The sequence below is a fragment of the Streptomyces sp. SudanB25_2051 genome (genome assembly GCF_964272635.1).
Classification (GTDB): domain Bacteria; phylum Actinomycetota; class Actinomycetes; order Streptomycetales; family Streptomycetaceae; genus Streptomyces.
Genome location: NZ_OZ186787.1, coordinates 174,433 through 198,294, shown reverse-complemented (window position 1 = coordinate 198,294; position 23,862 = coordinate 174,433). Strand labels below are relative to the sequence as shown.

Here is a 23,862-nt window from a genome sequence, read left to right as displayed (position 1 = left end):
CGCCTCAAGGCCCGCACGCCTACACGCCCTGACGCGGCGAGGCCGCCGGTACGGGCGGGCGGTTGCCCCACGCGGCCGCGCACAGGGCGCGGTCGACCTCGTCGGTGTAGACGGCCGCGGCGAGCCACGCCCGGGCGAACACCCGCGGGTCGGCGGCCTCCAGCCTGCCGAACGGGTCGCGGGTGCGGGACGCCGCGGCCGTGTGGAGGTGGTCGAGGAGCTCCGCCGCCGTGCCGAGGCCATGGGCGCGCAGCCGCCGTGCGTCGGCGCCCGTGTCGACCGGAAGCGCGAGGACCCGCCGCCCCGCCGACACCGCCTGGTGGACGCGCCGCCGCAGCAGGTGCACCGGCGCCTGGTCCCCGGTCGGAGCGCCCTCCGACCCGCCCCGCGCCCCCGCCGCGGGCAGGTCCGCCCGCTGCAGCCGGTCGAAGCCCAGGTCGACGCGGGCCGCCGCGTCCACGGGGTGGCTGACGGCCAGAAGGCGGGCACGCGGGTGCGGGGCCGGGTCGAGCCGCGCCACGGCCCGCAGCCGTATGCCCGGCGTGGACGCGAGGAGCCGCAGATTGTCCCGGTACGGCAGCGCGGGATCGTCGTGCGCGGCCGTCAGCCGGACCGTCAGCCCTCCGCAGTCCGCGACCAGGCAGACACCGGCCGCCTCACGGACCGTTCCCAGCACCGTCACGTCCAGGAACAGCAGCCCGTTCCCGGTCTCTCCGCTGTCCAGCGCGCGCGCCGCCTGCTCGGCGGCGGGCACCGCCCACAACCGGTCCAGCGGGTCGGCGTCCCACGCGGCGCCCGGGGCCCGTACCGCGCGGACACCCGCCCCGGCGCCGAGCCTGCCGTCCTCGGAGACGGTCGCCCCGGACACGGCGAGACCCGCCCGCGACAGCTCCCGGTGCGTCAGGGCGGTGTCGCCCACGCGTACGGTGCGGTCGGCCGCCCCGGTCGCCCGCCCCGGCCCGCCCGGCGCCACGTCCGACACGCTGTAGAGGCGGCCTCGCGCGTCGGCGGTCCACGTCACGGCACCGGCATAGCCGCTCGCGGTCAGCACCGGCTCCGAGAACAGCCCGTACAGGCGCAGCGAACCGTCCGGCGCGTACGGCCGGCGGGCGGTGCCCCGCAGCGCGACCAGCTCCGCGCCGGACGCGACCGGAACCCGGTGGGCGACCCGCAGCAACTCCATGAGCCGGCCGGACAGTTCGTCCAGCCGGTACGCGGGGTCGGCGGAGCGGGCCGCCCGCAGTCCGGTCACCACCGAGACGGCCGCAGCGGCGGCGCGGGGCAGCCCCGCCAGCCGCGCCGTGTGCGCCGCCCGCAGCAGCTCCGCCTGGACCACCGCGCCCGCCCCGTCCGTACCGGCCTCCAGCACCGCGGCGGCGGCCCGCGACACCGCGTCGGCGGCGGCGCACTGCCCGGGCGTGGCTCCTTCGACGGCGTCGGGCGCCTCGGGAGCCCCGGCACGGGGGGTCCCGGCGGGAGGCCCCGCCGGGGCGGCCGCGCCACCGGCACCCCCGCCACCCGGCCCGCCGTCGCGGGCGCCAGCCGCCGCGGCCGCGTCCGGCGTCGCGCCCGCACCCACGCTCGGCGCCGCGTCCGCTTCCGGTGCCGTGCCCGCACTCGGCGTCGCGTCCGCGTCCGGCGTCGCACCCGCGCCCGGCGTCGCGTCCGCTTCCGGCGCGGCTTCGGCGACCGGTGCCGCCGACGCCGCGGCCGCCCTGTGCAGGCAGGCGGGGGCGAGGAGGCAGCCGCAGCGGATACCGTCCGCCGTGCTCACCACACCGCCCGGCGCGTGCAGTTCCAGCTCTGTGTCGTCGTCGATCGCGATCCGCACGACGTCGCCGTCCACGACGGCCGGACGCGCCGCCAGCTTGGCGACCCCGGCGTCCAGCCGCTTGAGCAGCCTCGGCGGGAGGGCGCCGACGAGTTCGGCCGTCACCGAGGGGGCGACCGGAGGAAGCGGCTGGCTCACGAGATCTTCTCCCCTACCCAGTGGGCGAGTTCGAGCGGGCTGAGGGCGGCGACCGGCATGCCCGCGGCGACGAGCTGCGCCGCGACGCCGGTCGAGTAGCGGGGCCGGCCGGAGTCGTCCAGGCTCGCGCAGCCCAGGACATGGCACCCCGCGCCGACGAGGGCGCGCACCTCGGAGAGCAGCCCGCCCAGCGGATAGCCCTCCTCGAAGTCGCTGACGACCACGACGAGCGTCCGGGACGGCACGGTGACCAGCTCCCGCGCGTGCCGCAGACCGGCGGCGATGTGCGTGCCGCCGCCCACCCGCACCTCCAGCAGGAGCGACAGCGGGTCGTGGACGTGGTCGGTGAGGTCGATGACCTCCGTCGAGAACGCCAGGAAGTGCGTGGACAGCGTCGGTACGCCCGCCAGGACGGACGCGGTCAGCGCCGTCCAGATGGTCGACGCCTCCATGGAGCCGGACACGTCGGTCACGAGGACGAGCCTCCAGTCCGCGCTGCGCCGCGCCCGCGTGCGGAACACGGGCCGCTCCGGGATGACGCGGACCGCTCCGTCGGGGCCGGGGAACGCGGTGGCCAGGTTGGCCCGCAGCGTACGGGCCAGGTCCAGGCCACCGCCCGGCCGCCGCGACGGACGCGGCAGGGCCGTGCCGTGCAGGGCGGGGCGCATCCGGGTCGCGAGCTGCCGCGTCAGCGCGTCGACCAGCCTGCGTACGAGCGGGCGCAGCGCGGCGATCCGCGCCTCCGGCAGCCCGCCCGCGTGCCGCAGCACGGTCCGCAGCAGGTCCACCGACGGCCGCACCCGGTCCGGGTCCAGCTCCGCCACGACGTCCTTGCGGCCCGTCGCGGCGGCTGCCGCCAGCACCTCCTCCCGCACGCCGGGCCCGAACAGCGCCGCCAGCTCCTGCGACCACTCGCGGACCGTCGGGTACGGCGCCTCCCGGCCACCGCCCGACCCGCCACCGCCGCCGGGCAGACCGCTTCTGCTGCCCTCCCCGCGACCGGCGCCGTACAACTCGTCCAACGCCGTCGCGAACGGCACGGCGGACCGGGGCAACCGGTTGGTGCGGCGCCCGAGGACCAGCCGCCACCGGTCCCCGGCCGCAAGCCTCCGCGCCCCACCCGCTCTCGAACCGGTCACCGGCGACCCGGCCCCACCCGCTCCCGAACCCGCCACCGGCGACCCGGCCCCACCCGCTCCCGAACCCGCCACCGGCGACCCGGCCCCGCCCGTGGCGCCACCGTCTCCGGGCCCGCCGGCGCCCGCGCCCACCGGGTCGCCGCCTACGCCGGCGGTCGCCGCCCCGGCATCGCACGCGCCCCCGGCCCCCGCCCCGACCCCGCTGTACGGCTCCGCTTCCCCGACGCCCCGCGCTCCCGGCAGCAGTCCCATGCCGTCCAATGCCGCCCTGGCCGCCAGGTCCGCGCCGGTCCACACGGCGAGCGCGGCCGGGTCCACGTCGCCCGTGTCACCGAACGGCCCGGTGCCGAGGCGTTCCTCGACCGCCGACAGCAGGCGGTCCCGCGCGGCCGGGCTGAGCGTGTCGAAACCGCCCCGCAGCGCGGGAAGCCGCTCCAGGAACGCCGCGTCGGGCATGTCCGACACCCGGTCGATCAGGGGCTCCAGCGCTGCGGCGGCCGTCTCCAGCAGCGGACCGGCCGCCGTCAGCAGCCCGGACAGGCGCGCCGTGAGCGCCGCCCGCGATCCGGCATCCCGCGCCGAGTCCACCCAGGAGGCGGCGCGCCCGCCGAACTCCTCGGGCGCCTCATGGCCGAGCAGGACACGGACCGCCCCGGCCGCGCCGCGCATCAGCGGCGACCCGTCGGCGGCCAGCCGCGCGAGGGCGGCGGTGAGCCGCACCCCGCCCACCAGGTCGGCCCGGTGCGCCAGTTCGACCAGGGCCCGCGCGTCGGCGGGGTCCTCCGAACCGGTCAGGCCGTCCACCTGCCGTACCGCAGCCGAGGTCAGCGCCTCCACCACGGCCCCGGCACGCCGGGCCCGGTCCTCGTCGGCGCCCAGACCGGGAATGTGACCGGCGCGGATCCGGTCCACCAGCGCGAGACCGGCGAGCAGTTCGGGCAGCGTGCCGATCGACGGCAGCTGCTCCCCGACCTCGTCCAGCCAGGTGTCGGCGAGCTCCGTGAGGCCGCACTCGGCCGCCTGCTCCAGCCCTCGCAGCGACTGGGCCGCCGTCGGCCCGCCCTCGGCCGCCTCGGCGCGACGGCGCTCCCGCAGGAATCCCTCGGCGGCCTGCGCGGCGGTGACCCCGCGTACCCCGGCCGCCGTCAGCACGGCGGCGGTCGCCGGTGTCCAGCGCATCTCCCACCGGGAGGTCAGGGCCTCGGCGCCGCCGGCTCCCGCGACTTCCTTCGGCTCCGCGTACGGCACCCCGCACACCGTCAGCCGGCGCAGCAGCAGTTCACGCCGCCGGTCGAGGTCCGAGCGCAGCGGGTCGAGCCGCAGATCCCGCGCCGCCGAGGCACCGGCGGCGGGGCCGCCGGCCGTCCGCGTCGCGTCGGCCGTGTCCGGTCCCGGCAGTCCCAGCGCGACCAGCTCCGCCTCGACAGCCGGTCCGAGACCGCTGCGGGGCGCGCCCGGTGCCGGGCTGCCCGCGCGGGAGCCGACGAGGACCCGCTCCATCGCACGGGCGACGGCCCGCCCCCTCCCGTACGGCTCACCCTGCGCCAGGACGGTCTGCACCGCCTCCACCAGTTCGCCGCGCCCCGCCGCCGGCAGGCCGCGCAGCCGGGCGAGGTCCCCGGCCAGCCGGCTGATCTCGCGCGCGTCGGCGGGCCCCGACGGATGGCCGAGCGCCCGCAGCTCCGCGCAGATCCGCACCGCCGTCCGTGTCAGCGCGTCCCCCAGCGCGACCGGGTCCCCGGCCGCCTCCAGGACGAGCTGCTGCCACTCCGGGTCGCGGATGCCGGCCGGGTAGCCCGACCGCTCGTCCAGCAGGGCGTACGTGTACGGGATGAGGGACGTCGTCCAGTCACGCCCCCCGCCCTCCTGCGACCGCGCACCGCCGTCGTCCCCGGTCCCGGTGCGGGCCTCGCCACCGGCACGGGCGGAGCCGTCGGGGGAGGGGGCCGCGCCCCGCCCGGCGCCGTCCCCGCGACCCGCCCCGGTCACGAGCGCCGGTGCGTGGAACGCGCCCACCACCACGGCCGCCCGCTCGCCGCTCGCCGTGGCCGACGCCAGCGCCGAGCGCATCCACCGCTCCCGCCGCAGGTCCAGCTCCGGCACGCCGCCCGAGGCGACCGCGTCCCGGCGCAGCGCCCACCCGGTGAGGAGGGCCGCCCGGCGAAGGGCCTCGGGCGGGGAGCCGGGCGCGGCCGCCTCCACCAGCCGGTCCCACAGGTCGTCCCCCGGGCGCCCGGTCAGACGGGCCCGCAGCGCGTCGTGGAGGCCCGGCCCCGAGCGCCGCGCGGCGGGCTCACGCCCACGGTCCCACGCCTGGTCCGCGAGCGGAAGGTCGCACGCGACCACCGGCACGCCCCGCCGCTCCGCCCAGCGCAGCGCGGCCAGTTCGGGCGAGAAGTCGGCGAACGGGTAGAACGCCGGGCCCGCCCCCTCGTCGCCCGTCGCGGCGGCGAGCGCGACCGGCGCCCGCGTCTCCTCGTGGGCGAGCCACGGCAGCCACTCCTGCATCTCGGCGGGCAGCTCCACGAGGACGACGTCCGGCCGGGCCGCCTCCAGCAGCGCGGGAACGGCCGCCGCCAGGGACGGGGCGTGGTGGCGGACGCCGATCAGGTACGGCCCCGCAGGGTCGGTCAGCAGGGCGGCGGCCTCCTCCGGCGACAGGGCCGGCGCGTCGGCGCCGTCCGACGCGGGGGACAGCCGGGCCTGTCCAGGCGGGGCGGCGGGGTGCTCGGTGCTCGGTGCCACGGCCGTCAGGCCTCCAGCACGGCGCGCAGGTCCCACAGGGTGCGCCAGGTCGCGGAGCCCTGCTCGGCGCGCCGCCGCACGGGCCCGTCCCAGTAGCCGAGCAGCCGGGCGGCGTCGGCCGGGTCGTCCTTGCGTACGACACCCAGCAGATGGCCGGGCAGCAGCGACAGCACGTCCCGGTCGCCCGGGAAGTAGGCGGCGGCGAGCGCCAGCGCCCCGGCGACGGAGACGGCCTCGGCGGTGCTCATCACCGTGGACGGCCGCTCCACCTCCCAGCCCTCGGCCGAGCGGCCCTCCCGCAGGTCGCGGAACGCGGTGACGAGCGCCTCCAGCACCGCGTCGTCGACCTGGAACGCCGCGCCCGCCCGCTCGACGGCGGCCCGCGACTGGCGGCGCACCAGCGCGGTCTCCGCCTCCAGGTCGCCGATCGGGCCGACGGTCTCGAAGTTGAAGCGGCGCTTCAGCGCGGCGGACATCTCCGAGACGCCCTTGTCCCGCAGGTTCGCCGTGGCGATCAGGTTGAACCCCGGCGCCGCGTGCTCCAGCGCGTCGTCGCCGCCCGCCAGTTCGGGGATGGCGACGCGGCGTTCGGAGAGCAGCGACACGAGCGCGTCCTGCACCTCCGGCAGGCAGCGGGTCACCTCCTCGACCCGGGCGACGGCGCCGCGCGTCATCGCGGTCAGGACCGGCGACGGCACGAGGGCCTGCCGGCTCGGACCCTGCGCCAGCAGCAGCGCGTAGTTCCAGCCGTACTTCAGCTGGTCCTCGGTCGTGCCCGCCGTGCCCTGGACCACCAGGCCGCTGGTGCCGCACACGGCGGCGGACAGCAGCTCGGACAGCATGGACTTGGCGGTGCCCGGCTCGCCGACGAGGAGCAGGCCGCGCTCCCCGGCGAGGGTGACGACGCACCGCTCCACGAGGGCCCGGTCGCCGACGAACTTGTCCTCCACGACGAGCCGGCGCGGCACCCCGTCCGGCACCTCGGCGCCGTCGGGGAGGCGCAGCGCCCGGCCGTCGCTGCCCATGACGAACGTGACGACGGCACGCGGGGTGAGCCGCCAGGCGGGCGGCCGCGGCCCGGTGTCGTACGCGGCGAGGAACGCCAGCTCCGTGGCGTACCGCTCCTCCGGTGGCACGATCTGGCGGGCCGGACCGGGCGGGCGGGTCGGTTCGGGGGTGAGGACGGTGCTCATCGGCGGCGGCCCTTCCGGGTGGCTCGGGTGGTCAGTTCTTCGAAGGCGGGCGCGTCGCCGTCGCGGACGCGGGCCCAGGCGCGGGCGAACAGCTCGGGAACCGGCAGCAGCGGCACGGCGCGGGACCGGTCGCGCACGGGGTAGAGGCGCTCCTTCCACGTCTCCACCGGCAGCGCGGGCGCCTTGAGGTCGCGCCAGCCGCACGGCAGGAACAGCGAACGGCCGGCCCGTGACCGCTTCGCCTCCACGACCAGCGGTGTCGCGGCGAGCTCGGAGCGCGCCTTGCGCATCCGCGTGGGCTTCCACCCGGTCCACGCCGCGCACGCCCGGTCCGTCGGATCGGGCAGCGCGAGCAGCTGGAGGTACAGCACGGCCGCGTCCTCGCTCAGCCCGTGCGCGGCCGCCACTTCGGCGACGAGCCCGGGCACGCTCACCGACGGGTCGTGCGGCTGACCGGCGGTGTCGCCGCTGGTGCTGCCGGCGGCGACCGTGCGGGCGAGGTCGTCACCCAGCACGGCCCTCAGCGCGTCCACCCCCGCGGACCCGCCGGCGCCGACGAGGCCCTCCAGCAGGCCGAGCACCGGGTCGTCCGCCCCCGTCAGGGCGGCCGGGCGCAGCAGCACGGCCTCCGTGTCGCCGTACCAGGGGCGCAGCACCAGCGCGTCGCCGACGGTGGTGAGGCCCTGGGCGCCGGTGCCGCCCGCGGGCGGCAGCCCGTACGCCTTGCGTATCTGCGCGGCCGTCGACGTGCCCTTCTCCGTCCACGACAGGTCCAGGTCCAGGAGCAGCCCCGGATCGGCGATCCGCCGCCGCAGCGCGGCAAGGCCCTCGGGGAGGGCGGCGCGCAGCGGATGGCCGTACGGCAGCCGGTAGGCGAGCGCGGCCAGCGCGTACACGGCGTTCGGCACCTCGTACCGTCCCGGCACGGCAGCCGGGTCGTCCGCGACGAGGTTGCCGTCCTTGCCGGTCCGCTGGGTGGTCGTGCGGCTCAGCCACGGGGTGCGTGCCGGGTTGAACAGGGCCTGCGCGATGTCGGCGGGCACACCGGGCAGGTCCGCCGCGACGTCCTCGGGCAGGCGCACCAGCGAGCCGAAGCGCGCCTCCCACTCCCGCCCCGCTCCCGCCGTGTCCGGACCGGCCGTCCACAGGTCCGCCGGGTCCTCGGGCAGCAGCGCCCCGACGAGCGCCGCCTGCTCCGGCACCCCGAACGACTGCAGCAGCGTCCGGCCGAGGTCGCGCTGACGCGGCTTCAGCCCCATCAGGGCGAGGGCCGCCGCGTCCCGGTCGGGCGGCAGCGCCCCGACCAGCAGGGCGGCCTGCACGGGGCCGAGGGCCCCGCCGGTGGCGGCGGCCAGCGCGTCGGGCGCGTCCGTCCACCACGGCGCCGCGCCCTTGTCCCGGACCAGCCGCGCCACGGCGGCGAGCCGCTCGACGGGGAAGTCGGACGTACGCGGCTTCTCCTCCGCCAGCGTGAAGTGGGCGACCGGCCCGAACCGCCCGGCCGGGTCGTGGTCGAGGGCCAGCCACGTGGTGCCGTCACGCGCGTCGGAGCCCTGCGCGGCGATCACGACGACCGTGCGGCCCTCGCGGCGCAGCACCTGCCCGACGCGGTTGCGGTTGCCGTACTCCTCGCGCAGCACGATCTCGCGGACCTGCCCCTCGGGCGCGGCGAGGGGACCTTCGAGGAGGGCGTCGAACAGCAGGAGCAGCGCCTGCCGCTGGGCGACGGGCAGCGCGGGCGAGGCGGCGCGGTAGGCGAGCGGCCGCAGCACGGACAGCATCGGCAGCCAGTCCACGCCGGTGCCGGGAACGGTGTGGGTGTCGCTCACCCAGCCGTCCGGGAGGCCGGTGCCCAGCGCCGGGTCGGGCAGCGGCTTGCCCTCGGCGGGCTTGCCGGACAGCACATATCCGACGGCGCGGATCTGCCGCAGCGCGCTCCACCGCGTCGACGGGCCCCACCACAGGTAGCGGGTCCGCCGGGAGATGCCCGCGACGGCGTCCACCAGCGTCGCGTCGTCGCCGTCCTCCGGGCTGTAGTCCGCGAACATGTGCTCGACGCGCCGGGCCCGGTCCTGCCGCCTGTCCGGGGGCGCCACGAAGCGGGCGGTCCCCTCGGCGAGGCGCAGCGCCACCCGCACGATGGCGGTGACCCCCGTCAGCAGCCGCTCGTCGGTGACCTCCGGGAGCGCCCCCGCCACGGCGTCCCGCGCGACCTCGGCGGACGACGGGCCGGTGTAGACGGTGCCCGCCGCCTCGGCCTCCGCCCGGTGTGCCGCGAGCGCCCGCGCCACCGTCTCCAGCAGCCCGGCCGCCTGCTCGTCCGTCAGCTTCCGCAGGGCCAGGGAACCGGCCTCGTCGCGCGGACGCAGCGCGTGCCAGAACGCCACCGTCGGCACGAACCGCGTGCCGGCGCAGAACTCGCCCTCCCGCTGCGCCAGGACGCACGTCCCGAGCTCGCCGGCGACCGACGTGTCGTCCTCGGTGAAGAGGGTCACGGTGTTGCGCGAGCGGACGGCCACCGGTGCGGCGCCGCCGGGCATCCGCAGCGCGCCGAGCGGCGTCACGTCCCGCCCGCCCAGCAGCGCCGGAACGGTGACCGTGCCGCCGTCCGGCGTGCCGGCGGTCAGCGTCGCGCCGGGGCCCTCGCCGTCGCGGCGGACCCACCGGCCCAGGACCGCGCCGTCCGTCCCGAACGGGCTGTGCTCCAGGCCTGGCTGCAGCGGCAGCACCTCGCAGGCGTGCTGGACGAGCCGCGCCCCGTCCCGGATGCCGTCGCGCAGGAACGCCGGCAGCGACGCGCGCCCGTGCGCGCCCGACACCGGGTCGTACTCCAGCCAGACGTCCTGCTGGTTCTGCCGGCCCTGCCGCCAGTACGCCGTGCCGTCGCCGAGGACGGGGCGGCTCGGCGGCAGGGCCGTGTCACCGGCGTGCAGGGCGCGCCCGCCGGTCGCCCTGCCCCCGCCCGGCAGCGGGATCGACGCCGTGCCGAGGTCGCCGTGCCACCAGGTGTGCTGGTCGCGGCCGACGGTGAACACCTCCGACGGACGGCTCGACCAGTAGCCGTGGAGCCTGCCCTCCTGCCACCACAGCACGAGCAGTTCGCCGTCGACGTACCGGAAGTCCGGCCGCGCCCACTGGTCGACGCCGTCGGGGAGGCGCAGCTCGTGCTCGAGGAGCACCCCGTCGGGGCCGACGACGACGGCCCTGTCGCCACGGGCCAGGACCAGAGCCGGCCACGCCTCGGTGACCTGGAGCGGTTCCCGCCGTCCGCGGCCCTGCGCGGGCTGCTCGGAGAGCGCCTCCACGGCTTCGTCGAGCGCGGGCCAGCCGAGCTCGTCCAGGACACCGGCCCTGAGGGTCCGGCCGAGGAGCGGCGCCGTCTCGTGCGCGGCGACCACGGCCAAGGCCGCCGGACTGACCTGCTCGACGACGCCCCGGAACGGGCGCATCGCCCGCAGCGCCGCCAGCCCGGCGGGCAGGCCCCGCGCGTTCGCGACGGCGGCGGCCGCGTCGTCCAGCCACTCCCGCAGGACGCCTCCGAGTACCGGGTGCGCGGCCGCGTCGGCCAGCAGCACGTCCGACGTCCGCTGCTCGCCCAGAGCGCCCACGGCCCGGTACAGCAGCGGCCGGAAGCGGGGGTCCGCGCCGACGGCGGCGAGGTCGCGGCGTCCGTCCTCGCCGTCCCTCAGCCAGTGGTGCAGGCCCAGGCCGGCGTCGTCCACCGGCTCGACGAGCGGGACCCCCTCGGCCACGCACAGGTCCAGCAGGTCGATGTCGGCGGCGGACCGGCGGCGACGGGAGAACAGGTCCACGGGCCGCCCGTCGGCGCGCAGCCTCGGCGCCATCCGCTCCACCAGGGCGAGCGTCGCGGCGGACCGGTCCGAGGACTGACCGCCGTACTTGCGGTACGCGGCCCAGCGGCCGAGCCACTCCGCGGCGTCCACCCCCGAGTCACCGCCCGCGGCCTCGTCGGCCTCACCGGTCAGCAGCCGGTCCGCGCCGGCCTCCACCAGCAGCTCCAGCCACCACTCCTGGTCGGCGCGCGAGCGGCCCAGCTCGGTCGGCATGATCTCCAGCAGCCGCGCCTGGACCTCCCTCCGCTCCCGCCCGAGGGCGACCAGCACGGGCCGGTACGCCGTCCAGAACGACTGCGGCGCCCGCACGACGGCCGGCGACGCGACCAGGTCCGCGACGAGCGCGCCCTCCTCCGCGGCCCGGTCCAGCCCCGCGGCCTTGATCAGGCTGCGGGCGTCCTGCGGCAGCGACGCGTACGGCGGCATGCCCGCCGCGCAGCGCTCCACGGCCAGCTGGCGGAACTGCGCCCACGCCTCGGCCGGGTCGAGCCGCCGCGCGAGGTCCTTCACATACTCCTTGAGCGCCTTGACGGTGAGCGCCCCCGCGAAGGCGAACTCCAGGAACACCGCCCGCTGCCGCGCCTCGTCGACGGCCAGCCCGTGGACCCGCTCCGCCTCGCGGGCCTTGCCGAAGAACGCCGACGCGTACGTCGTGTTCTCGTGCTGGAGGAAGGCGCGGGCCGCCTGCTCGTAGAACGTCGGCAGGAAGTGCGGGACGGCGCGGCCGAGGCGCTCCCCGAGCGCCTCGAAGCCCTGCTTGGCCGCGCCCGCGCGGGACTTCGCCTGCCGTGCGAGCCGCTCGACGTCCTTGACGAGGGCCAGCGCGTGGTGGCCGTTCGCCGGGTCGTTCACCAGCGCCCAGGCGGGGAAGCCCAGGGTCTCCCGGCGCACCTGGCCGACCTCGGGGGCCTCGCCCTCGCGGACGAGCCCGAGGAAGTCCAGGGCCAGGTCCTCCGCCTCGCCGAGCGTGCCCGGCACGAGGCGGACGATCCTGCGGCCCTCCAGCGCCGGGTGGGCGTACGTCCGGGCGGTGAGGGTGTCGGCGTCCTCGCGGCTCGACGTCCCCGGCGGCAGGACCGCGCCCGCGTCGAGCAGGGCGGCCGATGTGGTCTGTCCGTGTGCGCTCATGCCGCGCGCTCCTCTTCCTCGATGTCCCGTCCCGCGTACAGCGCGGCCGCCATGCGCATGCCCTCCGACCAGGCCACGGGTCCCACCCGGCCCAGGCTCAGCGTCCCGCCGGAGGGGTCGGACCAGGTCAGCGGACCGGTCTCGGTGTCCATGTAGCCGTCGTAGTCGCCCACCCAGACGCGGGCCTCCACCAGCCGGCCGTCCTCCAGCACCGGGCACACGGCGTACCCGCCCCGCACCCGGTATCCGAGCTGGGCGGCCCGGCCGTGCAGGAACCGCTGCTGCTTGAACGCGCCGCCCGCGAAGTCGTCCACGCTCGTCGCGCCCGCGTCCCGCCCGGCGGGCCGGGTCCACACCTCGCGGAACAGCTGCTGGGCACGCTGCCCGACACCCAGCTCGACGGCGAACTCCCGCAGCTCCCCGAGGTCTTCCAGCAGTACGGGATGGGGGATGCGGACCAGGTCGGGGCTGATGCGCACGGTGTCGCCGTCCAGGTCCACGAGGCCCAGGCCCCGCCCGGGCCCGGCGTCCCGCAGGAACCCGGCGACCTCCCCGTCCGCCCCGGACACGACGAGGTCCCGCAGCACGGCCTGCCACGCCTCGTCCGCCCACACCCGCTCGACCACGGCGAGCGGCACCGGCAGCGAGCGGACCATCCACCGCTCCACGGTGTCCAGGCACTGCCTCTCGTGCCGCTCCAGCCACTCCACGAGCTGCCGCAGCCCCACGACCGCCGGATCATCGGCGATCTTGGCCGGCACCGACTTCAGCCGACGCCCCGCGGCATTCCGGCACACGACCTTCCCGCCCTCCAGAGCGACTTCATAGCCGCCCGCGGCCACCCACCCCATGCGCGCCTCCCAGCACCGCGATGATCACGTGGGTCGAACGTTAGATCAGGCCACTGACAACGCGCTTCCAGCCCCCGTTCCACCTGTGGAAAACTCGGGAAACCCCAGGCCGGAGCGGGTGCGGCGGTCCATGTGCACGACAGGCCCCGGCCATGCGCGCCGACCGCTGCTACCCCTCCGGGGGCAGCGGGAGTCCGGGGACGAGACGGATGTGCGCGGGGTCGCGCAGCGACGCGACGAGCTCCTCCCGGCGCCGCCGCGCCCACGCGGGCCGCAGGGTGTGCAGCATCGCGAACTGCCGTCGCCACAGCGTCACGCGGTACTCCTCGCCCTCCCTCGGGTGCCGGCTCGCCCAGACGCCGGCCGCCTCGTACGTGGCGTCCCTGAACGCCCAGTACAGCAACTCCTGCGGATCGCGGGTGCGGAGGTCCAGGACCTTCCGGCCGCGCTCGTACGCCAGATAGCGCAGCTCCCCGTCCCGGCCGACCTCGATGAACGGATACGCGCCGTCGCGGTTCTCGAACCCCGGGAGCCGTTCGGCGGGGAGCTCCGCCAGCCGCCCCAGCTCCGCGATCCGCTCCGCCACGTACCGCCGCACGCGCGCCTGCTCGTCACCGGACACGCCGGCCACCGCCTCCCGCTCCGCCACCGATTCTCGTCGCCCTGACGCTAACAGGGGGGTGCGGGTCGGCCCCGCGCGGGGAACACGCCCTGTGTGAACGCCCCCTACCCGCCGCCCCCCTGGCACCTGCGCGGAACCCTGCACGCCGCCCTGTGGCCCGTGCGCGCGGACCGTCTGCCGCCATGGCCGCTGCCGCCCGGCGTACGGCCCCTGCGCCTCGGACGGCGCCGCGCCGTGGTGACGTTCTGGGTCGACTACCGGCCCGGCGGCACCCTGGCCTACCGCGAACTGCTCGTCGCCCTCGCCGTACGCGGTGGCGGGTCCGTCGGCGCCTGCGCGGTCGAGGCATGGGTCGACGACCCCGCGTCCGTCGCGGGCGGCCGGGCCCTGTGGGGCATCCCCAAACATCCGGCGGCCTTCGTCCACGACAGCCCGGAGCCCCGGCGGCTCCGCACGGGCGTTCTCGTGGACCCCGCGCCGACGGACGCCCCAGACGCCCCGCACGCCCCACGTGCCCCGCTGCCGACCGCGCTGCACCAACCGCTCCTACGCCTCCCCGGCCGCGTCCCGCTCCGGGCCCGCCTCTTCCAACCGGCCCTGCCCGAGCGGCCGCACCCCTGCGAAGTGCCGCTGCGCCTCACCGGGGCCGTCCGGCTCACCCGCACCCGCCTGCGCACCGCCCCTGGCGCGCCGCTCGACTACCTGGCGGGCCTGCGCCCCCTGGCCGCCTGCGCCCTCGAGGACTTCCGCTTCACCATCGCCCCGGCCGAGCCCTCACGGACGGCGTGACCGGCCCGGGGCCCGCGGCACACCGCCCCGCACCGCGTCGATCCGGCCGCCTTTCGGCGACACCGGAGCCCCGCGCTGCCCCTCCGCCCCAACCCGCCGCGCCCACCCCCGAAACGGAGCCCCGAGGGCGCGGCCGACCCCCCGGAACGCGGTGGCCTGAAGGCGGCCACTCACTCGTGTGACCCGCGCATGGCGCGGCCGTCCGCCGAGCAATTCCCCTCCGGTCGCCGCGAAGGCGACGGCGACGCACTCACCACCGCTGACCGGAGGACAAGTCATGAGCATGACCCAGACCGGCAAGCTGACCCTCGGCTCGGAGCACCCCGTCGAGACCCAGGGCGGTGACATCTCGACCTTCACCCGCGTCACCTTCCCCAGCCCCTTCCCGCCGGGAAGCGAAGTCATCGTGCTCGCCCAGGTACAGACGTTCAACGGGCCGGACACCCCCGGCGTGCGGATCGCCAACGTCACCCGCACCGGCTTCCTCATCCGCCTCAACGAGCTGTACGGGGCCAACACCCTCAGCGACGGCGTCCACGCCCAGGAGACCGTCGGCTGGTTCGCGTCCACCGTGTGACCACCGGGCCGGACGCGGTCCGGGCAAGCCCGGCCGGCCCGCGTCCGGCCCACCGCGCCCCACTCGCCGCCCGCGCCCCCTCCGCCCACGAGCCCCCACCCCCGAAGCTCGGCCCACCCGCCACGAGCCTCGCCCTCCCCAGGCGCCCAGCCTGTCCGCCGGGCGCGCCCGAACCGCCGTCCACGAGCCCCCGCCCCGCCGCCGTGACGCCCCCACCCGCCGTGTCCCTCCGCTCCACCATGCGTACAAATGCTACTTTTCGCCGCAAACGGGACAGCTGTCGACGGTTGGGAGAGTGCGTACGTGAAGGTCGTCTGCGTCGGCGGCGGGCCCGCCGGGCTCTACCTGTCCATCCTGCTCAAGCGGCAGAACCCGGACCACGACATCACCGTCTACGAACGGAACCCGGCCGGTTCCACCTACGGCTGGGGCGTCACCTACTGGGCAGGACTGCTGGAGAAGCTCCACACCTACGACCCGCCGTCCGCCCACGCCGTCAGCGCCGCATCGGTGAGCTGGACCGGCGGCACCGCCCACATCCACGGCACGACGACGACCCGCCCCGGCGACCAGGGCTTCGGCATCGGCCGCCAGCGGCTGCTCGGCATCCTGGCCGACCGGGCCGGCGAACTCGGCGTGCGGATCGAGTACTCCCACGGCGTCGACCACGCGGACCGGCTGCCCGACGCCGACCTGGTCGTCGCCGGCGACGGCGTCCGCAGCGCTCTGCGCGACCGCCACGCCCACGACTTCGGCACCAGAGCCGCGGAAGGCCGCAACAAATACGTGTGGCTCGGCACCACCAAGGCGTTCGGCACCTTCACCTTCGCCTTCACCGAAACCCCGCACGGCTGGATCTGGTGCTACGCCTATCCGTACGCGCCGGACCGCAGCACCTGCGTCGTCGAATGCTCACCGCGCACCTGGCAGGCCCTCCACCTCGACCGCATGGACCACGCGGACTGCCTCACCGCCCTGGAGGGCCTCTTCGCGAAGCCCCTCGACGGCCACCGGCTGATCGGCCGGCCCCGTCCGGACGGCCGCGCCCCGTGGCAGACGTTCCGCACCCTCACCAACGAGCGCTGGTTCCGCGGCAACCTCGTCCTCATCGGCGACGCCGCCCACACCACCCACTACTCCATCGGCGCCGGCACCACCCTCGCCCTCGAGGACGCCATGGCGCTCGCCGACGCCCTGCGCGCCACCCCCACCCCGCGCCACGCCCTCGGCCGCTATCAGCGCGAACGCACCGCCGCGCTGCTGCCGCTCCAGAGCGCGGCCCGCTACAGCGCGCAGTGGTACGAGAACCTGCCCCGCTACGCCCGCCTGGAGCCCCGGCAGATGTTCGCGCTGCTCGGCCAGCGGCACTCCCCGCTGCTGCCGCACGTACCGCCGCAGCTGTACTACCGCCTCGACCAGGCCGCCCACCAACTGGAGCCGCTGCGCAGGCTCAAGCGCTGGCTCGGCCCCCGGGTCGCCCGCACCCTGGAGGCCGGCCGCTCCCGCTGAGCCGCACGCGGGCGGGCCTCCGCGGCGGGTCCCGCGGGGGTCGGGACCTCCGGGCGGGGGCGGGGAGGGCTGCGCATAGGGTCGTGGGTGTGCTCCCATCGCGGACCACGTCCGTCCCCTTCGACCCTGGAAGGCGCCACGTGTACCGAGAACGGCTCCCCAAGACCTGGACGCTCGTCTGTGTCGGCATCTACCTCGCACTGGTCGTGAAGCTGGGCATCGACGCCATCCCCGAGGACACCGGTCTGTGGCTGATCGTCTCCGCCTCGTTCCTCCTGGTGCTCGCGCCCGCCATCGCCGTACCGGTGTCGAAGGCCATCTACCACCGCATCGTCATCGACCCGGAGCGGGGCGTGCTGCGCGTCGGACGGGAACGCCTCGCCCTCGCCGACATCGACCCCGCGTCCGTCCACGCCGCCCTCGGGGAGCCCGCCCCCGGCACGGTCGCCCGCTATGTGACGTCCGCTCAGACCATCGACGCGCCCGTACGGGGCCTGCGCGCCAAGGACCTGGGCGCTCCCCGTCTCGTCGGCGGCGGCTGGGGCGCCCCCATGGGGATGTCCGTCGTCGTCATCGCCACACGCGGCGGCGAGGCCCTGTCCATCGCCACCCACGACCGCGCCGCCTTCCTGAACGCCCTGGCAGCGGCCCTCCCCGCCGAGCCCCGGCCCTGACCGCCGGCGCCGGGGAACGCGGCACCACGGAACCCGGCACCACGGCACGCCCGGGGCGGGACCACCCGGGCGGCCGGGCGGTCGCCGGAGCCGTCGACGCGCGGATCGCCGGAGTCCGGCGGGGCGTCGCGAACGGACGGCCGCCCGGCCTGACCGGTGACGGGCGGGTTCGTACGCCGATGCCCGCGGCGGCCCGCGGCCCGGCGGTGTGCGTTACCTCTCGTTCCGTGACCCGCTGTCACCGCTTCCCTCTAAGCTGCCCGGAGACATCACCGCGGGCGGACCGTCCGCGGCCACGGCAGAGGCGCTACAGAAAGCAGAGTCAGCTTGTGTTCCAGGAGACCCCGATCTACAGCCGGCTGGTCGAGGAGAGAGGTGACGTCCCCCAGGTGGTGCGCGGCGAGGCCGAGCGCATACAGCGGGACCTCGGGCGACTGATCGCCATGGCCCCGCAGCCCCCGGCCGGCGGCCAGCACTACCGCCCCCAGGGCCCGCACTAGCCACCGACGCCACCGCCCGCGTGCGGGGCGCGCAAGGACTTCGGGGGAGGGCCCGTGCGGCCCTCCACGACGCCCGCCGCGCGCAGGGCACCCGGTCGGGGGCGCATCCGGCGCGGACAGCGGCATTTCCGTGAGCGGGTCGGCGCGGATCCGGGGAAGGTGGGTGGTGTGAACGGTGAGGAAGACAACGACCGGTCGGAGGCGCTGCTCGACGGACTGACCGTCGACAGCAGCAGGCCGGAGCAGCCCATCCTGCTGGACGGGGCCGGCGAGGCCATCGAGACCTGGCGGGAGAACTACCCGTACGCCGCGAAGATCCGCCGCGGCGCGTACGAGCGGCGCAAACGCGTCCTGCAGATCGAGATGCTGAAGCTCCAGCGCTGGGTGAAGGACACCGGGCAGCGGCTGGTCGTCATCTGCGAGGGGCGCGACGCGGCCGGCAAGGGCGGGACCATCCAGCGGTTCATGGAGCGGCTCAACCCCCGGGGAGCCCGCGTCGTCGCGCTGGACAAGCCCACCGAGAAGGAGTCCACCCAGTGGTACTTCCAGCGGTACGTGGCGCATCTGCCGTCCGCCGGTGAGATCGTCTTCTTCGACCGCTCCTGGTACAACCGGGCCGGCGTCGAACGCGTCATGGGCTTTTGCACCCAGGAGCAGTACGACCTCTTCCTGCGGCAGTGCCCGGTCTTCGAGCGGATGCTGGTCGAGGACGGCATCCTGCTGGTGAAGTTCTGGTTCTCCGTGTCGCGCGCCGAGCAGCGGACGCGGTTCGCGATCCGCCAGGTCGACCCGGTGCGGCAGTGGAAGCTGTCGCCGGTGGACCTCGAATCGCTGGACCGGTGGGACGACTACACCGCCGCCAAGGTGGAGATGTTCCGCGCCACCGACACCCCGCACGCCCCGTGGACGGTCGTCAAGAGCAACGACAAGCGGCGCGGCCGGCTGGAGGCCATGCGCAGCCTGCTGTGGCGCTTCGACTACGACCGGAAGGACGAGGAGGTCCTCGGCGAACCGGACCCGCTGATCGTGGGCGCCGCCGACACCCTGCTGGAGGCGGGGGAGGAGAGCGCCAACCTTTCCCCCACGCCCCTCGCCTACCCGGCGGGCCGCCCCGGCGTCCACCCGGGCCGTCCCGAGGAGCGCGAAGGCGACCCGGCGGCCCCGGAGGACGGCCCGCCGCACGCGCCCGGCCAGGACCGGCGGGAAGGCGGCGCGGCGGGCACCTGACGGCCGTGGCCCCCGGGGTCACGGGGTGCCCCGTACGGGTGCCGGAACGGGGGGAAGCCGGACCGTCACGAGCGGCAGCAGGAAGCCGACGAGGGGACCCATGGACAGGGCGACGAGCACGGTGCCGACTCCGACGGTTCCCCCCAGCAGCCAGCCGGCGCAGCAGACGGCGACGTCGATGGCGGTGCGCACGACGGCGACGGGCAGGCGGGTCAGCCGGACCAGTCCGGTCATGATCCCGTCGCGCGGTCCCGGCCCGAAGTGCGCGCCGAGGTAGAGCGCGTCGAAGAACGCCAGAGCGACAAGCCCGAGGACGAGATATCCGACCGCGGCGAGTGGTCCCCGCGGGGCGGGGAGCACCGCCGCGGTGGCATCCGCGGCGAAACCGACGAGCGCGACGTTGAGCAGCGTGCCGAGACCGGGCGGTTCCCTCAGGGGGATCCACGCGATGAGCACCAGCAGCGAGATCAGGTTGGTCGCCCAGCCGAAGGAGATGCCGAGGGACGCGGCGGTTCCCTCGGTGAGTACGTTCCAGCTCGCCGCACCCAGTCCGGACTGTACGAGCAGCATGACGGCGGCCCCGTACCCCAGCAGTCCGAGCAGCAGCTGCGGCACCCTGCGGGCCTTCCGGGCCGCCCGGACCTGGGCGAACGCGTTCATGCGTGGGAGCAGGCGCGGGTCGTGGCGAAGAGCGGCAGGGGTCGGTGCCGTGGAAGCGGGAGGAGTCATGCGGCGAGTCTGCGGGCCGTCTGGACCCGGAATCGATGGCCAGATTGACTACGCTGGTCCGGTGAAGATCAGCTCGCACGCGGTGGCACGGATGCTGGGGACCTGGCGGGAGGGGCCGGGACCGGCGCATCAGCGCCTCTCCGACAAGCTGCGTCTGCTCATCCTCGACGGACGGCTCCCGCTGGGCGCGGCCCTGCCCAGTGAGCGGGATCTGGCTACCGGGCTCGGCACGAGCAGGACCACTGTCGGCGCCTCGTTCCGCACCCTGGCCGAGCACGGATACCTGGCCACGCGAGCGCGCACCAGGGCGACGGTACGGCTCCCGGGTGGCACCGGGTCGGAGCGCCCGGCCGGCAGGGAAGCGGAGACCATCGACCTGTCCTTCGCGGCGCCGGCCGCGCCCGTGGAGATCCTTCACGCCCCCTTCGCGACCGCCCTCGAACAGCTGCCGCGGCACTTCGAACGGCACGGCTACGACCGCTACGGCACCGCGGAGCTGCGCGAGGCGATCGCCCACTGGTACCAGCGGCGAGGACTGCCCACCCCGGCCGATCACATCCTGGTCACCAATGGCGCACAGCACGCGCTCGCCCTTCTGACCCGAGTCCTCCTGTCGCCACGCGGCAGGGTCCTCATCGACCATCCGACCTACCCGCACGCGATCACGGCGTTCACCCAGGCCCGCGCCCGACTGCTACCCGTCGCCGTGACGTCGTCCGGTTGGGACACCGATCAACTCCAGGAGGCCGCGAAGACCGCGGACCTGGCCTACCTCATCCCCGACTTCCACAACCCGACCGGGATGTGCATGCCCACGAGCGTGCGCCGGCGGCTCAGGTTCGCGTGTCCCACGGTCGTCGACGAGACCATGGCCGATCTTGCTCTGGACGTCCCCAGCCCCGAACCCCTCGCGCTGCACATGCCGGCAGCCGTCAGCATCGGTTCCGTGTCCAAAAGCGTCTGGGGCGGCCTCCGTATCGGCTGGATCCGCGCGCTCCCCTCCCTCCTGGAACGCGTGGAGCAAGCCCGTCCCACCACGGACCTCGGCACACCCGTCGTCGAACAGCTCGCCGCGGCCGCGCTCCTGAACGAGCACCAGACCCGGCGCCCCGAGGCGCTCCGGCAACTCAGGGCCCAGCGGGACGCCCTCCTGCACGCACTCGGCGAGCACCTGCCGGAGGTCGACGCCCTCCAGCCGGTCGGCGGTATGACGCTGTGGGCAACGTTTCCCGCGCCCATCAGCTCACGGCTGGCCGCCGCGGCGCCCGACCACGGAGTGACCATCGCGGCCGGACCGCGATTCGGGATCGGCGGCGCGTTCGAACGCAACATCCGGCTGCCGTACACGCTCCCCGCGAGCCGACTGCGTCAGGCCGTCCGCAGACTCGCGCGGGCACGGCAGGCACTCGCCCAAGGCACCGGCGGAACCCACACCCCCGCACCCCTCGCGTGACCGCCACGCGGGCCTGCCGCGTGATACCCGGCGCCCCGGGCCGGGTGCGTGAGCGGCGTCCCGGAGCGCCCCGCCGTCCGGCCCAGGCCACCGTGCCGCGCGCCCCACGGCCCCACGGCGGTACGCACGGCCCCGCGGCCTGTACGCATGTTCCCACCGCCGGTACGCACCGCCCCAAGGCGGTACACGCGGCGCGCGGCCGGTAAGCGCGCTCAGCCCGGCAGGCGGTCCAGGGCCGCCAGTACGGGGGCGACGCCGTCCTCGCCCGCCAGGGCGGCGGACAGCGCGCGGGCCCGCTCGGCGTACGAACCGTCCCGTGTCGCGCGGCGCAGCGCGTCCGCCAGCGCCGCCGCCGTCAGGCGCCGCAGGGGTACGGCCGTCGGGGCGGTTCCCAGAGCGACCAGCCGGGACGCCCAGAAGTGCGCGTCGAACTGCACGGGCACCGGCACGCTCGGCACGCCCGCCCGCAGGGCGGCGCCCGTGGTGCCCGCCCCGGCGTGGTGCACGACGGCCGCCATCCGGGGGAACAGCAGCACGTGCGGCACCTCGCCGACGGTCAGCACGTCGTCGCCGTCCGCCGCGAGCCCGGCCCAGCCCCGCTGCACCACGCCCCGCAGCCCGGCCGCCCGCAGCGCCCCGACGATCCGCCGGCTGACCCGCTCCGGGTCCGGCACGGTCGCGCTGCCGAGCCCCACGAACACCGGCGGCGGCCCGGCCGCCAGGAACGCCTCCAGCTCATCGGGCAACCGGTGCCGCGTCTCGTGCGGCCACCAGTACCCGGTGACGTCCAGTCCCGGCCCCCAGTCGCGCGGCCGGGGTACCACCCGCTCGCTGAATCCGTTCAGCACCGGCCATCCGCCGCGCTCCCGCGCCCGCCGCGCCGCCCCCGCACCGGTCACCCGCAGCCCGTACCGCCGCCGCAGCGCCCGTACGGGACCGGTGGCCACCCGGTCGACGGCGGCGCCGACGACCAGGCCGCTCAGCCGGTTGCCGACGGCGCCCACCGAGCGCGCCGCGACGACCGGCGCCGGGAACTCCCGTGTGGGCCGCAGCGGTTGCAGGTGCAGCCCCATGCTGGGCACGCCCAGGCCCTCGGCGATGGCGTACCCCAGGGGCTCCAGCGCTCCGCCGACCAGCAGCACGTCGCCCTGTCGGGACACCTCCACCAGGGCCGCCGTCATCTCCTCGGCCGCCGCCCGCGCCAGGGACACCAGCCGTACGAGCTTGCCCGCGCCGGTGCGGCTGTCGTGCAGCCGCCGGCCGCGCCCCGAGCGGAGCTCCGCCCGCGGGTCGACGGGCAGCGGATGGAATCGCACCCCCGAACCGGCCACCAGTGGCTCGAACACCGCGTGCGCGGCGAGCGTCACCTCGTGCCCGCCCCGCACCAGTCCGGCCGCCAGGCCCGTGTAGGGCGCCACGTCGCCGCGCGAACCCGCCGTCATCATCACCACGCGCACACGGCCAGTGTGACGCCGGGCGGCGCGGCGGGACAGAGGGCATGCCGTGCCGGGGCGTACCAGACCCAGCCCGCCGATGCGGTCATGCGCGGAATATTGATTCCGGGATGTGGAATGAAATGGTCCAGGCGTGTGGCGGGATCTTCCGGGCATTCGGAGAGTGCGAGCGCGGTCGAGCCGCGCACTGGCCTGAGGAGTGACGGTGACACTGGCTGTCGGAGTGGAGGAGGAGTTCCATGTCCTCGAGGTGGAGACCGGGATGCTGGTGCCGCGGGCCGGAGACGTACTCCAGGGCCTGCCCAAGCGCCGCTACACCACTGAGCTGCTGCAGTCCATCGTCGAGTCGAACAGCGACGTCCACACGACGATGGACGCCCTGTGGGCCGACCTGACCCGCTCCCGCGCCCGCCTCGGCGGCAGCGCGGCGGGCAGCGGTCTCGCGGTCGTCGCCGCGGGCACCGTACCGTTCACGGACCACGGCGCCGGCCGGGTGACGCCCGACCGCCGCTACCGGCACATGGTGTCGGAGTACCGGCAGATCGCCGACGAGCAGCTGATCTGCGGCACCCACGTCCACGTCGACGTACCCGACCGCGACACGGCGGTCCAGATGATGTGCATGATCTCGCCGTGGGCGCCCGTCCTGCTGGCGCTGTCCGCCAGCTCCCCCTTCTGGGCCGGCGCGGACACCGGCTACGCGAGCTGGCGCACCATGCTCTGGCAGCGCTGGCCCACCGCCGGACCGGCCGGCTGCTTCGCCGACGCCGCCGCGTACGACTCCGCCGTGAACGAGCTGATCGCCTCCGGCGTGGTCACCGATCCGGGAATGATCTACTACGACCTGCGCCCCTCCGACCACCAGCCCACGCTGGAGCTGCGCGTCTGCGACTCCTCGCCGAGCGCCGAGACCGTCGTCCTGATCGCGGCCGTCTTCCGCGCGCTGGTCATGCGGGCCACCGCCCGCATCGCCGCCGGCGGCCCTCCGCGCTGCGACGGACGGCACGAGTGGCTGCGCGCGGCCACCTGGAGGGCGGCGCGCTCGGGCCTGGAGGGCGATCTGATCGACCCGGTCTCCCGCCGCCCGGCCCCCGCCGCCCGCGTCGTGCGGACCATGCTCGCCCGGCTGCGCCCCGAACTGGAGGCGTGCGGAGACTGGGCGACCGTGCGGGAGCTCACCGAGAAGGCACTCGCCGAGGGCAGCGCCGCGCACCGGCTGCGCCGCATCGCCGCCCGTGAGGACATGCTGGCCTGCGTCGACGAGCTGATCGCGCTGACGCGCGGCCCGGGCGACCGCGCGGGACTCCTCCACGCCGCCGAAGCGGCCCCCGGCGGCGCCGGCGTCCGCCGCGACCCCGTGGAGCCCATCGGCGGCTGAGCCGGGCCGCGCCGACGACGGCCCGCACCGGCGGCACGCCCCCGACAGGGCCGCCCACCACCCCACCGGCA

At 76.3% G+C, this 23,862-nt stretch carries 16 protein-coding genes; 8 read left to right on the top strand and 8 right to left on the bottom strand.

Translation table 11 applies throughout. The annotated features are described in order from the left end of the window. Positions 1-19 precede the first annotated feature (19 nt). From ACSUPT_RS00895 to ACSUPT_RS00870, 6 genes are all read right to left on the bottom strand, one after another. The gene (locus ACSUPT_RS00895) at positions 20-1,969 is read right to left on the bottom strand and encodes a hypothetical protein (RefSeq protein WP_436943201.1); all 1,950 of its coding nucleotides are present in this window, start codon (positions 1,967-1,969) and stop codon (positions 20-22) included. Then, positions 1,966-5,853: a vWA domain-containing protein gene (locus ACSUPT_RS00890; RefSeq protein WP_436943199.1), complete on the bottom strand. Its 3,888-nt coding sequence runs from the start codon at positions 5,851-5,853 to the stop codon at positions 1,966-1,968. Before ACSUPT_RS00890 ends, ACSUPT_RS00895 begins: the two co-directional genes overlap by 4 nt. Before the next feature lie 5 nt (positions 5,854-5,858). After that, positions 5,859-7,046 (bottom strand): ATP-binding protein, encoded by a 1,188-nt coding sequence (locus ACSUPT_RS00885; RefSeq protein ID WP_403505682.1) that lies wholly within the window; start codon positions 7,044-7,046, stop codon positions 5,859-5,861. Next, on the bottom strand, positions 7,043-12,028 hold the full coding sequence (locus ACSUPT_RS00880; RefSeq protein ID WP_436943197.1) for a hypothetical protein: 4,986 nt from the start codon (positions 12,026-12,028) through the stop codon (positions 7,043-7,045). Before ACSUPT_RS00880 ends, ACSUPT_RS00885 begins: the two co-directional genes overlap by 4 nt. Further along, complete coding sequence (locus tag ACSUPT_RS00875; RefSeq protein ID WP_361656945.1) at positions 12,025-12,879, bottom strand: DUF4132 domain-containing protein; 855 nt, start codon at positions 12,877-12,879, stop codon at positions 12,025-12,027. The genes ACSUPT_RS00880 and ACSUPT_RS00875 overlap by 4 nt, the downstream gene beginning before the upstream one ends. Before the next feature lie 169 nt (positions 12,880-13,048). Beyond that, positions 13,049-13,528 carry an Imm63 family immunity protein gene (locus tag ACSUPT_RS00870; RefSeq protein WP_361656942.1) on the bottom strand — a complete coding sequence of 160 codons (480 nt, stop codon included), beginning with the start codon at positions 13,526-13,528 and terminating at the stop codon, positions 13,049-13,051. Positions 13,529-13,594: 66 nt separating this feature from the next. Here ACSUPT_RS00870 and ACSUPT_RS00865 point away from each other — a divergent pair, with 66 nt between their 5' ends. From ACSUPT_RS00865 to ppk2, 6 genes are all read left to right on the top strand, one after another. Then, the gene (locus ACSUPT_RS00865) at positions 13,595-14,290 is read left to right on the top strand and encodes an acetoacetate decarboxylase family protein (RefSeq protein WP_436943194.1); all 696 of its coding nucleotides are present in this window, start codon (positions 13,595-13,597) and stop codon (positions 14,288-14,290) included. Between the two features lie 277 nt (positions 14,291-14,567). Then, positions 14,568-14,867 carry a hypothetical protein gene (locus ACSUPT_RS00860; protein WP_351965231.1) on the top strand — a complete coding sequence of 100 codons (300 nt, stop codon included), beginning with the start codon at positions 14,568-14,570 and terminating at the stop codon, positions 14,865-14,867. 303 nt (positions 14,868-15,170) lie between these two features. Further along, on the top strand, positions 15,171-16,376 hold the full coding sequence (locus ACSUPT_RS00855) for an FAD-dependent monooxygenase (protein WP_399218146.1): 1,206 nt from the start codon (positions 15,171-15,173) through the stop codon (positions 16,374-16,376). A 140-nt stretch (positions 16,377-16,516) separates the two neighbouring features. Further along, positions 16,517-17,050: a hypothetical protein gene (locus ACSUPT_RS00850; protein WP_351965229.1), complete on the top strand. Its 534-nt coding sequence runs from the start codon at positions 16,517-16,519 to the stop codon at positions 17,048-17,050. 329 nt (positions 17,051-17,379) lie between these two features. Further along, positions 17,380-17,550: a hypothetical protein gene (locus ACSUPT_RS00845; protein WP_436943192.1), complete on the top strand. Its 171-nt coding sequence runs from the start codon at positions 17,380-17,382 to the stop codon at positions 17,548-17,550. A gap of 168 nt (positions 17,551-17,718) precedes the next feature. After that, a complete protein-coding gene (gene ppk2 / locus ACSUPT_RS00840; protein WP_436943191.1) occupies positions 17,719-18,777 on the top strand; it encodes a polyphosphate kinase 2 in 1,059 nt (352 codons plus the stop codon). Positions 18,778-18,795: 18 nt separating this feature from the next. On the opposite strand, the gene ACSUPT_RS00835 is transcribed toward ppk2, so the two are convergent. Beyond that, the gene (locus ACSUPT_RS00835) at positions 18,796-19,437 is read right to left on the bottom strand and encodes a YczE/YyaS/YitT family protein (RefSeq protein ID WP_436943190.1); all 642 of its coding nucleotides are present in this window, start codon (positions 19,435-19,437) and stop codon (positions 18,796-18,798) included. 130 nt (positions 19,438-19,567) lie between these two features. Here ACSUPT_RS00835 and ACSUPT_RS00830 point away from each other — a divergent pair, with 130 nt between their 5' ends. Further along, on the top strand, positions 19,568-20,959 hold the full coding sequence (locus tag ACSUPT_RS00830) for a PLP-dependent aminotransferase family protein (protein ID WP_436943188.1): 1,392 nt from the start codon (positions 19,568-19,570) through the stop codon (positions 20,957-20,959). Positions 20,960-21,171: 212 nt separating this feature from the next. Here ACSUPT_RS00830 and ACSUPT_RS00825 read toward each other — a convergent pair whose 3' ends face one another. After that, positions 21,172-22,401 carry a glycosyltransferase gene (locus tag ACSUPT_RS00825; protein WP_399218198.1) on the bottom strand — a complete coding sequence of 410 codons (1,230 nt, stop codon included), beginning with the start codon at positions 22,399-22,401 and terminating at the stop codon, positions 21,172-21,174. A 217-nt stretch (positions 22,402-22,618) separates the two neighbouring features. On the opposite strand from ACSUPT_RS00825, the gene ACSUPT_RS00820 reads away from it, so the two are divergent. Then, positions 22,619-23,791, top strand: coding sequence for a glutamate--cysteine ligase (locus ACSUPT_RS00820; protein WP_399218150.1), 1,173 nt, complete (start codon positions 22,619-22,621; stop codon positions 23,789-23,791). Positions 23,792-23,862 lie beyond the last annotated feature (71 nt).

Coding starts and splice junctions, on each gene's coding strand:
- ACSUPT_RS00835 (WP_436943190.1), bottom strand. CDS start 19,437: ATGAACGCGTTCGCCCAGGTCCGGGCGGCCCGGAAGGCCCGCAGGGTG.
- ACSUPT_RS00885 (WP_403505682.1), bottom strand. CDS start 7,046: ATGAGCACCGTCCTCACCCCCGAACCGACCCGCCCGCCCGGTCCGGCC.
- ACSUPT_RS00860 (WP_351965231.1), top strand. CDS start 14,568: ATGAGCATGACCCAGACCGGCAAGCTGACCCTCGGCTCGGAGCACCCC.
- ACSUPT_RS00825 (WP_399218198.1), bottom strand. CDS start 22,401: ATGACGGCGGGTTCGCGCGGCGACGTGGCGCCCTACACGGGCCTGGCG.
- ACSUPT_RS00880 (WP_436943197.1), bottom strand. CDS start 12,028: ATGAGCGCACACGGACAGACCACATCGGCCGCCCTGCTCGACGCGGGC.
- ACSUPT_RS00875 (WP_361656945.1), bottom strand. CDS start 12,879: ATGGGGTGGGTGGCCGCGGGCGGCTATGAAGTCGCTCTGGAGGGCGGG.